Here is a 9,545-nt window from a genome sequence, read left to right on the forward strand (position 1 = left end):
TTCTCCATTGTTCCCCTTTCTTTCCTCTTAAAAATAACTTGTTACTATCATACCATTTTTTCAAGATTTTTCAAGAGAAAAGAAGAAATTTTCTGAATTTTCTATTTTAACGTTTATTTATGAATATTATTTTTGTTTTTATAAAAAAGATACCGATTTCATTTACTAAAAAAGAAAAAAGAACTGATTTCTCAGTCCTTCATTAATCTTATTCCACACTAAATAGGTATGGGTAAACAGGTTGTTGCCCTTGGTGGATTTCGACTTCAACGTCTTCGAATTCTTCTGCGATTTCTTGGGCAATTTCATTGGCAAGTTCTTCGCTTCCGTCTTCACCGATATAGAAGGTTACAATCTCACTATCTTCATCCAACATATGTTTCAAGGTTTCTGTCAAAGTTTGGTGCATGTCAGGGTTTGACACGAGGATTTTCCCATCCACCATACCAAGATTATCGTTTTCATGGATTTCTAAGCCATCAATGGTTGTATCACGCACAGCTGTTGTGACGCTACCGCTAACGACATCGCTGAGAGCTGCAGTCATACGTTCTTGGTTTTCTTCGATTGACTTGCTTGGATCAAAGGCAAGAAGACTTGTCAATCCTTGAGGAAGAGTGCGAGCCTCTACCACTACTGCTGGTTGCTCCAAAACTTCTGCTGCAGATTGAGCTGCCATGAAGATGTTTTTGTTGTTTGGCAGGAAGATGATGTTACGGGCATTGACCTGTTCAACAGCCTTGATAAAGTCTTCTGTTGAAGGGTTCATAGTTTGACCGCCTTCGATAACATGATCTACACCTTGAGAACGGAAGATATCTGCTAGACCTTTACCAGCCACTACAGCAATCAAAGCATACTCTTTTTCTTCAGCAGGCTTGCTAACTTGAGCAGCTTCTTTTTCAACCTGCGCTTCGTGTTGGTTACGCATATTGTCAACTTTTACCTTGACCAAGCTACCATATTTGAGACCTTCTTGCATAACAAGTCCTGGATCTTCTGTATGGACATGGACTTTGACAATTTCATCATCATTGACAACAAGGAGAGAATCCCCGAGTTCATTCAAGTAGTTACGGAATTCGTCGTAGTCAAAATCTTTAGCATAGGTTGGACCTTGCTTAAGAGCTACCATGATTTCAGTACAATAACCAAAGGTAATGTCCTCAGTCGCCACATGACCAGCTACAGACTTATGATGTTCAGCATTGATCATTTCGCTCATGTTGGCAGGAGTCGCTACAAAGTCCTCAGATGCAATATATTCGCCAGTAAGGGCTGAAAGGAAACCTTCATAGATGAAGACCAGTCCTTGACCACCTGAATCCACAACGCCAACTTCCTTCAATACTGGAAGCATGTCTGGTGTTTTAGCTAGAGCTGTTTTAGCACCTTCTAAAGCTGCACGCATGACTTCAACAGCGTCATCTGTTTGCTCAGCTTTTTTCTTAGCACCGATAGCAGCACCACGAGACACTGTCAAAATCGTTCCTTCAACTGGCTTCATTACTGCCTTATAGGCAACTTCCACACCTGATTGGAAGGCGAGAGCCAAGTCTTGACCTGTTAATTCGTCTTTATCCTTGATAGCTTGTGAAAATCCACGGAAAAGCTGAGATGTAATAACTCCTGAGTTCCCACGCGCACCCATCAAAAGACCTTTGGCAAGAATGCTCGCTACCTCTCCAACAGTAGAAGCTGGCTTGTCTGCAACTTCCTTAGCACCATTTTCAATGGTCATTCCCATGTTTGTACCAGTATCTCCATCTGGAACTGGGAAGACGTTTAATGAATTGACATATTCAGCTTGCTTATTCAAGCGAGTTGATGCAGCCTGCACCATTTCTTGAAATAAGCTAGTAGTAATTTTTGACACGGTTATTCTCCTACAACTTTGATATTTTGAATGTAGACATTTACAGTCTGAGCAGTAATTCCAAGTTGGTTTTCCAAGCTAAAACGAACACGCTCTTGAATGTTTTTTGACACTTCGCTAATCTTTGTTCCGTAGCTCAACACGGTATATACATCAACTGCAATACTGCCATCTTCGGCCGCCTTTACGACGACACCTTTGGAATAATTTTCCTTACCTAGAAGGGCTTGGAAATTATCTTTGAGGGCATTTTTACTAGCCATACCGACCACACCAAAAATCTCAGTTGCTGCGCCACCTACGACGGTTGCAATCACTTCATCTGTTAGTTCGATTTGACCATCTTTTGTATTAATTTTTACAGTCATCCTTTTTACCTCAACTAGTTGATACTCTATTTTATCATATTTCAGCCCAAGTGTAAAAGCAGAATACTGTATCAGCGGATATTTACTCTATTTTTCAAATGATTTTATATCTACAGTAAAAGAAAAAAGACCCTAAGGTCTCCTTACTTTTATTATTAAACGCGTTCAACTTTACCTGATTTCAAAGCACGAGCTGAAGCCCAAACTTTTTTAGGTTTACCATCGATAAGAACAGTAACTTTTTGAAGGTTTGGTTTTACGGCACGTTTTGTTTGGTTCATCGCGTGTGAACGGTTGTTTCCTGATACAGTCTTACGACCTGTAAAGTAACATACTTTAGCCATTGTGTTTTCCTCCTATTAGATCTAATATAGCGGATGTGCTAGCACCACATACCGTACTATGTTATCACACTTTCTTCTTTTTTGCAAGGGAATTGGAAGATTTTTTTATTTAACGTAGACAATCCCCAACTTCCCAAAAGCCACATCTCCACGGATAATCAAGGTTTTACTTGTTGGGGCTAGAGAAGTATCTGCCTTAGCTACACCACAGAAAGTTTCTACCTTTAAATCAACTCCCCAATGTTGGGGAACATAGATAACTGCATTGCCAAAACCAACTTCCACTTTCAGGGTTGCGGTATCTCCTAAAATCTCTGCATTGTCGTAATATATCTTAGCATTGCCAAAACCAACTTCTACTTGATCTTCTACCAATTCTTGCTCTTGCTTGTAGAAAGTCCCAGTCCCAAAAGCAACTTCCTTATCTGTAAGAATGGTCTTTTTACCATCATACCACCATTTTTTCCCATTCCAAGTTCTGTTAGAATGAGTAAGTGCGTTGACACCCAGTACGATTAAAATACTAGCCCAGAATAGTGACTGATTTGGAATCGGTAAAATATCATAAAAGTGGTTAGCAATCATTAAGGCTACTAGAGCTGTAAAAGAGGCTGAAGTTAAGTGGCGACGCAACAAAGCTCCGACTGATTGGTAGGCAAAAAAAGCAATACCAATCAAGGGCCAAATTTGCCCCCCCAGAGAAGGGATTCCAAAATTTCCCTGCAATAATACTAAAGCCGCCAAAACAAGCAATACAATACCAAATGCTTTCTTTTTCATGTTCTTACCTCATGTTTCTTAGATTTTCTTTTAGGAGGGATTGGTAATGCCGCGACACATGAACCTCCTTGTGGGTCTGATAAAAGGAAATGGTGCCCGTTCCTGAAAAGGACTTGTCCACCGAGTAAACCTGACGGATATTTGCAATAGTCGACTTGGATACCCGACTAAAATAGCGAGGAAGGATAGACTCTAACTCATAGAGTTTGAGCCGAACTTCGTAGGCATCTTTATGGGTATGGGCATAAATCTTGCTACCTTCCGTCTCAAAGAAGAGAATTTCCGACAAGTCCAGATAATATTCACCTGTTCCCTTGTAAAAAATCAACCGAGGAGACTTGGACTCTTGCAAGAGCCGCTGTAAATCTGCAATCTCATCTGTCAAAGTCGCTGCCTTGATGATAATTTCAGTTTCCTCTAAATTGCTGTCAATTTCGATTCGTAACTTCATTCCATCTCCTTTCTGACTCTACTATATCAAAGCCAAAATAAGAAAACAAGAGCAAAAAAGCAAGTGGTTACTTTAGACTCGTAAGTGGTTGTATGGCCACCTTAACTTACAGGTCAACATAGAAAGAAAAGCACACCCCACACAAGAGCACACATATAGCCAACCACTACATCCTTGGGATAATGCACTCCCCCTAAGACTCTTACTAGACCGAGGAAGGCTGATAATATCAAACAAATCATCCCCATAGTTAGACTAGCATGCAAGCAAGCCATGGAGATAATGGTTGCTGAAAAGACATGACGACTGGGTATTGACTGACCAGGACTATCTCTATCAAGTAGCGGTACAATTTCCCAAACTTCATAAGGCCTAGGGGCATTGATTTTCTTACGAAGAAAGGACAAAATCACAAAACCTGACGCAGGGATAAACACATAGATCAAGACTTGTTTTCCAAGTCCTTGTTGGAGATAGGTAGTGCCTAACAAGGTTAGATAAATCATAGGCATAACTGCTGTCATAAACCGATTGAAAGTTCTTAACAAGCTCAGAAGAAAGGGCTTATTTTTAATGTTACCAGCAACGTGGCCATACCATTCTTGATAATTTTTCATATATTTTCTCATCACTTACTCAAATTTTGCTTATAGGCAAGCACTTGTCTTCTAGTATAGTGTAGAAAAAGAAGGCCGTCAAGCCTTCTTTCGATTTATTCTTCTGCTTCGTCTTCTGTAAATTGACTGTTGTAGAGATCAGCGTAGAAACCAGCTTGCGCCATCAGCTCATCATGATTTCCTTGCTCGATGATATTGCCATCTTTCATGACAAGAATAAGATCAGCATTACGGATGGTTGACAAGCGGTGGGCGATGACAAAGGAAGTTCTCCCCTCCATCAAACGGTCCATGGCTTTCTGGATCAATTCCTCTGTACGGGTATCAACCGAAGAGGTCGCTTCATCTAGGATTAGGAGTGGCGCATCTTTCAGCAAAGCACGAGCAATGGTCAAGAGTTGTTTTTGCCCGACAGACAAGGTCACTGTGTCGTCCAAGACTGTATCGTAACCATCTGGTAGGGTCATAATAAAGTGATGAATCCCTACAGCCTTGCTGGCTTCAATCACACGCTCATCACTAATACCTGTTTGGTTATAGATGAGATTGTCTCGGATAGTACCTTCAAAGAGCCAAGTATCCTGCAAGACCATTGAAAAGGCATCGTGTACTTCCGAACGCTTCATATCCTTGGTATCTACACCATCGATACGGATACTTCCCTTATCAAGCTCATAGAACTTCATCAAAAGATTGACAATGGTTGTCTTACCAGCCCCAGTCGGTCCGACAATCGCAATCTTTTGACCTGCATGAGCAGTCGCAGAAAAGTCATGGATAATGGTTCGTTCTGGTGTATAACCAAAGGAGACTCGATCAAAGACTACTTGACCTTTCATATCGCTCAATTGTCTTTCTTTATGGGATTCGTCTTCCATTTCCTCTTCAGCTAGGAATTCGAAGACACGTCCCATGGCTGCACTAGCCTGCTGAAGACTAGTAATCCCTTGGGCGATTTGTGAAAGAGGCTGAGAAAAGATACGAACGTAGGCCATAAAAGCAACGATAATACCGATACTAATCTGCCCATTCAGAGCCAAGGCTGCACCGACGATAATCACTAAGGCATAGCTAAAGTTCCCAATGAACATCATAATCGGCATCATAATCCCTGAAATAAATTGAGATTTCCAGATACTGTCATACAGACGATTATTTAATGTCGTAAATTCTTCTTTCGTGCTCTCGATGGCATTGTAACTGGTCACCACATTATGGCCAGAGTACATTTCCTCCACATAACCATTGACAGCTGCCAAATCCTGTTGCTGACTCTTAAAGAAGCCCTGGGATTTGCCCATAAAAACAGACACGAAAGCAAAACCGACAAGAGTTGATACAACCGTCACCAAGGCTAAAATCCAGTTCATCCCAAACATGGTTACCAAGACTGCTAAGACCAATAAACTAGATGAAAGAACCATTCCCAGACTTTGATTGAGAGACTGGGCTACCGTGTCAACGTCATTGGTTACACGAGACAAGGTATCTCCTTGAGAATGTCCATCAAAATATCCTAATGGAAGGCGGTTAATTTTCTCTGCAATGGCTGTTCTTAAACGCTCTGAAAAACGTTGAATAGCTGTTGTAAACAGAAAGGCCTGCAAATAATTTGATAGAAGTCCGATCACATAAATCACGGCCAAAAAACCACCAATAGCTGCAACCGCCGCGACATCCACACTTGTTTCCAAACCACTAGCAATAATATTAGTCATTTCCTTGATGCGGGTTGGACCATATACAGTAATAATATTGGATACGATTGTTGCTAGAAAGGCTATCAGAAGGGCAAACTGGAGGCCTGCAAGATAGGGCTTACTCTGTTTCCAGAGAGACATTTTCTTATTTTCCATGTTCCAATTCCTCCTTCGATAGTTGTGAATAGGCAATTTCTTGGTAAACTTCGTTATTAGCTAGAAGTTCCTTGTGGGTGCCTTGTCCCACGACTTTTCCTTGATCCAAGACCAAAATCAAATCTGCATCCATAATCGTTGAAATACGCTGTGCAACGATAAGCTTGGTCATAGACTTGGTTTTCTCTGCTAGCTCTTGGCGTAGGACACGGTCCGTCTTGTAGTCCAAGGCTGAGAAGGAGTCATCAAAGATGAGGATTTCTGGCTTCCTAGCTAAGGCACGCGCAATGGCTAGACGTTGTCTTTGACCACCTGAGAAGTTAGTTCCTCCTTGGGCCATTTCTGACGCTAAGCCCGCTTCCTTGTCTTCGATAAAGTTCTTAGACTGGGCCAATTCCAGAGCTTGCCACATAGCCTGCTCACTAAGCGGTGTTTCTTGACTCTGTCCAAAGTCTAGATTGCCCTTGATATCACCTGAAAAGAGAACCGCTTTCTGAGGAATATAACCAACCTTGTTGCGCAAATCTTCTAAGGCATAGTCTTGAACATTGACACCGTCCACCAGAATTTCTCCTGCTGATACGTCATAGAAACGTGGAATCAGATTGACCAGAGTTGATTTACCAGAACCAGTTGAGCCGATAAAGGCAACTGTTTGGCCAGCTTCTGCTCTAAAGCTAACATGCTCGATAACTGCCTCCGAATTTGCCGCATAGCGGAAGGTCACATCCTTAAATTCGACCTGACCTTTGAGGTTTTCATCAGCCAACTGCACTTGAGCAGGATTTTGGATAGAAGAATGCAAATCTAAAACCTGATTAATCCGCTTGGCAGAGACCATAGTTCGGGGAAGAACGATGAAGAGCGCTCCCATGAGAAGGAAGCCCATGACAACCTGCATGGCATAAGACATGAAAACAACCATGTCACTAAAGAGAGGCAGACGCGCTATCGGAGCAGCGTCGTTAATCACATAGGCCCCAATCCAGTAAATCGCCACACTCAAACCACTTGAAATCCCCATCATGATAGGGTTCAAAATAGCCATAAGACGGTTGACAAACAAATTCAAACGTGTCAATTCATCATTTGCTGCTGCAAATTTTTCATTTTGGTATTCTTCAGCATTGTAGGCACGAACGACACGAATACCTGTTAAACTCTCACGAGTGATACTGTTCAGTTTATCTGTCAACCCCTGAATCAAGGACTGTTTTGGAAAGGCCAGCGTCATCAAAACAGTCGTCATCAGGACGTTGACAATCACTGCCACAAGTACGGCCCAGAGCCAGTATTCTGAATGGCCTAAAATCTTCCCGATAGCCCAAATAGCCATAATCGGACCACGCGTAACTACTTGCAAGCCCATGGTAATCAACATCTGAACCTGAGTAATATCATTGGTAGTACGAGTTAAGAGACTGGGAATAGAGAATTTCTTAATCTCTGTCTGCGAGTAGTCTAAAACTCGGTTAAAAATATCACTTCTCAGCCTACTAGTATAAGAAGCTGCCACTCTGGACGCAAAAAATCCAACTGCAACTGCGGACAAGAAGGCAAGAAATGACATTCCCACCATCATACCTGCCGGCTGCCACAACTCATCTAAATTGGTTCCCTGAGTTCCCAGCAAATCCGTGATTTTAGAGATATAGGTCGGCACTTCCAACTCTAGATAGACCGAAAAGCAGGTAAAGAGAATGGCTAGTAAAATCATTCCCCATTCTTTTTCACTAATTCGTTTTGCTAATTTCTTCATTATCTCCTCCTATTCCCTTGATATTTTCCTGTAGTTGAGCCAGGACTTTCTCAAAAATCAGTAATTCATCTTTATCTACGCCTGCCAACAACTGCTTGTCTATGCGTTTAAAAAAGGCCTTAATATCTTGCATTTGAGAACGCGATTTGTCTGTCAGACGAACAAACTTAGCCCGCTTATCGACAGGACTCGTTTCCAATTCTACCAAACCGTTTTGCACCATACGCTTAACTAGATTACTAGCAACAGACTTGCTAATATTGAGTTCCTTCTCAATATCTTTAATCAAGACCAAGTCTTGGTTTTCCCCACGGCTATCCAAAAAACGCAACACCTGACCTTGCGGTCCACCCATAAATTCAATACCACAACGTTTGGCTTCCTTTTGTACCATCAGGTGAATCTGATGACCAAAACGCTTAAAGACTAACATCGGTTTATCCATACTAACTCCTTTCTAACTATCACATTTAGTTCCCCTAGGAACTAAATAAGTTTCCATGAGAACTATTTTACCACCTTGAAAAGAGATGTCAAGAAAAAAGTTTTCTAGAGAACTATTTTCTTGATTCAAAAAATCCCAAGTGATTTTTTCACTTAGGATCATGTTCTCTAGGTCAAATTAGAACCCGTCTACGTTTGTGTAGATTTTTTGTACATCTTCGTCGTCTTCAAGAACGCTGTAAAGTTTTTCAAAGGTTTCAAGGTCATCGCCTGACAATTCCACTTCTGACTGAGGAATCATTTCCAATTCAGTCACTTGGAATTCTTGGATACCTGACTCACGAAGGGCAACGATAGCCTTGTGAAGGTCAGTTGGCGCTGTATAAACCGTGATTGTTCCTTCTTCTGCTTCTACATCGTCCACATCCACATCTGCTTCTAACAATTGCTCAAAGACTGCATCTGCATCTTCACCAGCAAATACGATAACACCCTTGTTGTCGAAGAGGTAAGAAACCGAACCTGAAGCACCCATGTTTCCGCCGTTTTTACCAAAAGCTGCACGGACATTGGCTGCTGTACGATTAACGTTAGAAGTCAAAGTATCAACAATCAGCATAGAGCCATTTGGTCCAAAGCCTTCGTAACGTCCTTCTGTAAAGGTTTCATCTGTGTTTCCTTTTGCTTTATCAATCGCTTTATCGATAACGTGTTTTGGCACTTGGGCTTGTTTAGCACGATCGATAACGAACTTCAAAGCAGTGTTCGATTCTGGGTCTGGATCACCTTTTTTAGCTGCTACATAGATTTCTACACCAAATTTTGCATATACTTTAGAGTTAGCTCCATCTTTAGCCGTTTTCTTGGCTACGATATTGGCCCATTTACGTCCCATTAGGAATCTCCTTTTTTCACATTTTAATCTTTCTTATTATAACACAAGTTTTTTCTATTTTCACTAGAGGAAATAGATTTTATTTAGCAAATACAGCTATGGTAACTTCTCAAAGTAACTTCCACTTGGCTAGCCGAAGTGGAAATTAGTCTAAA

At 41.4% G+C, this 9,545-nt stretch carries 10 protein-coding genes; all 10 read right to left on the reverse strand.

What is annotated here, in order from left to right:
* Positions 1 to 208: 208 nt before the first annotated feature.
* On the reverse strand, positions 209 to 1,876 hold the full coding sequence (locus RWM06_RS08565; RefSeq protein WP_313970822.1) for a DAK2 domain-containing protein: 1,668 nt from the start codon (positions 1,874 to 1,876) through the stop codon (positions 209 to 211).
* Positions 1,877 to 1,878: 2 nt separating this feature from the next.
* Positions 1,879 to 2,244 carry an Asp23/Gls24 family envelope stress response protein gene (locus RWM06_RS08570; protein ID WP_000216437.1) on the reverse strand — a complete coding sequence of 122 codons (366 nt, stop codon included), beginning with the start codon at positions 2,242 to 2,244 and terminating at the stop codon, positions 1,879 to 1,881.
* Between the two features lie 155 nt (positions 2,245 to 2,399).
* Positions 2,400 to 2,588, reverse strand: coding sequence for a 50S ribosomal protein L28 (gene rpmB / locus RWM06_RS08575; RefSeq protein ID WP_001140948.1), 189 nt, complete (start codon positions 2,586 to 2,588; stop codon positions 2,400 to 2,402).
* 105 nt (positions 2,589 to 2,693) lie between these two features.
* Complete coding sequence (locus tag RWM06_RS08580) at positions 2,694 to 3,368, reverse strand: LiaF transmembrane domain-containing protein (RefSeq protein ID WP_261055714.1); 675 nt, start codon at positions 3,366 to 3,368, stop codon at positions 2,694 to 2,696.
* Positions 3,369 to 3,372: 4 nt separating this feature from the next.
* The gene (locus RWM06_RS08585; protein ID WP_024057602.1) at positions 3,373 to 3,819 is read right to left on the reverse strand and encodes a LytTR family DNA-binding domain-containing protein; all 447 of its coding nucleotides are present in this window, start codon (positions 3,817 to 3,819) and stop codon (positions 3,373 to 3,375) included.
* A gap of 113 nt (positions 3,820 to 3,932) precedes the next feature.
* The gene (locus RWM06_RS08590; protein ID WP_313970823.1) at positions 3,933 to 4,436 is read right to left on the reverse strand and encodes a phosphatase PAP2 family protein; all 504 of its coding nucleotides are present in this window, start codon (positions 4,434 to 4,436) and stop codon (positions 3,933 to 3,935) included.
* A 95-nt stretch (positions 4,437 to 4,531) separates the two neighbouring features.
* A complete protein-coding gene (locus tag RWM06_RS08595; RefSeq protein ID WP_313970824.1) occupies positions 4,532 to 6,292 on the reverse strand; it encodes an ABC transporter ATP-binding protein in 1,761 nt (586 codons plus the stop codon).
* Entirely contained in the window at positions 6,282 to 8,051 is a 1,770-nt protein-coding gene (locus RWM06_RS08600) for an ABC transporter ATP-binding protein (protein WP_313970825.1), read from the reverse strand. The genes RWM06_RS08595 and RWM06_RS08600 overlap by 11 nt, the downstream gene beginning before the upstream one ends.
* Positions 8,026 to 8,496, reverse strand: a complete 471-nt coding sequence (locus tag RWM06_RS08605) for a MarR family winged helix-turn-helix transcriptional regulator (protein WP_313970826.1) — start codon at positions 8,494 to 8,496, stop codon at positions 8,026 to 8,028. Before RWM06_RS08605 ends, RWM06_RS08600 begins: the two co-directional genes overlap by 26 nt.
* 177 nt (positions 8,497 to 8,673) lie before the next feature.
* The gene (locus RWM06_RS08610; protein ID WP_084945619.1) at positions 8,674 to 9,390 is read right to left on the reverse strand and encodes a YebC/PmpR family DNA-binding transcriptional regulator; all 717 of its coding nucleotides are present in this window, start codon (positions 9,388 to 9,390) and stop codon (positions 8,674 to 8,676) included.
* Between the last annotated feature and the right edge of the window lie 155 nt (positions 9,391 to 9,545).

The organism is uncultured Streptococcus sp., assembly GCF_963516575.1.
GTDB lineage: Bacteria > Bacillota > Bacilli > Lactobacillales > Streptococcaceae > Streptococcus.

Coding starts and splice junctions, on each gene's coding strand:
- RWM06_RS08570 (WP_000216437.1), bottom strand. CDS start 2,244: ATGACTGTAAAAATTAATACAAAAGATGGTCAAATCGAACTAACAGAT.
- rpmB (WP_001140948.1), bottom strand. CDS start 2,588: ATGGCTAAAGTATGTTACTTTACAGGTCGTAAGACTGTATCAGGAAAC.
- RWM06_RS08580 (WP_261055714.1), bottom strand. CDS start 3,368: ATGAAAAAGAAAGCATTTGGTATTGTATTGCTTGTTTTGGCGGCTTTA.
- RWM06_RS08585 (WP_024057602.1), bottom strand. CDS start 3,819: ATGAAGTTACGAATCGAAATTGACAGCAATTTAGAGGAAACTGAAATT.
- RWM06_RS08590 (WP_313970823.1), bottom strand. CDS start 4,436: ATGAAAAATTATCAAGAATGGTATGGCCACGTTGCTGGTAACATTAAA.
- RWM06_RS08595 (WP_313970824.1), bottom strand. CDS start 6,292: ATGGAAAATAAGAAAATGTCTCTCTGGAAACAGAGTAAGCCCTATCTT.
- RWM06_RS08600 (WP_313970825.1), bottom strand. CDS start 8,051: ATGAAGAAATTAGCAAAACGAATTAGTGAAAAAGAATGGGGAATGATT.
- RWM06_RS08605 (WP_313970826.1), bottom strand. CDS start 8,496: ATGGATAAACCGATGTTAGTCTTTAAGCGTTTTGGTCATCAGATTCAC.
- RWM06_RS08610 (WP_084945619.1), bottom strand. CDS start 9,390: ATGGGACGTAAATGGGCCAATATCGTAGCCAAGAAAACGGCTAAAGAT.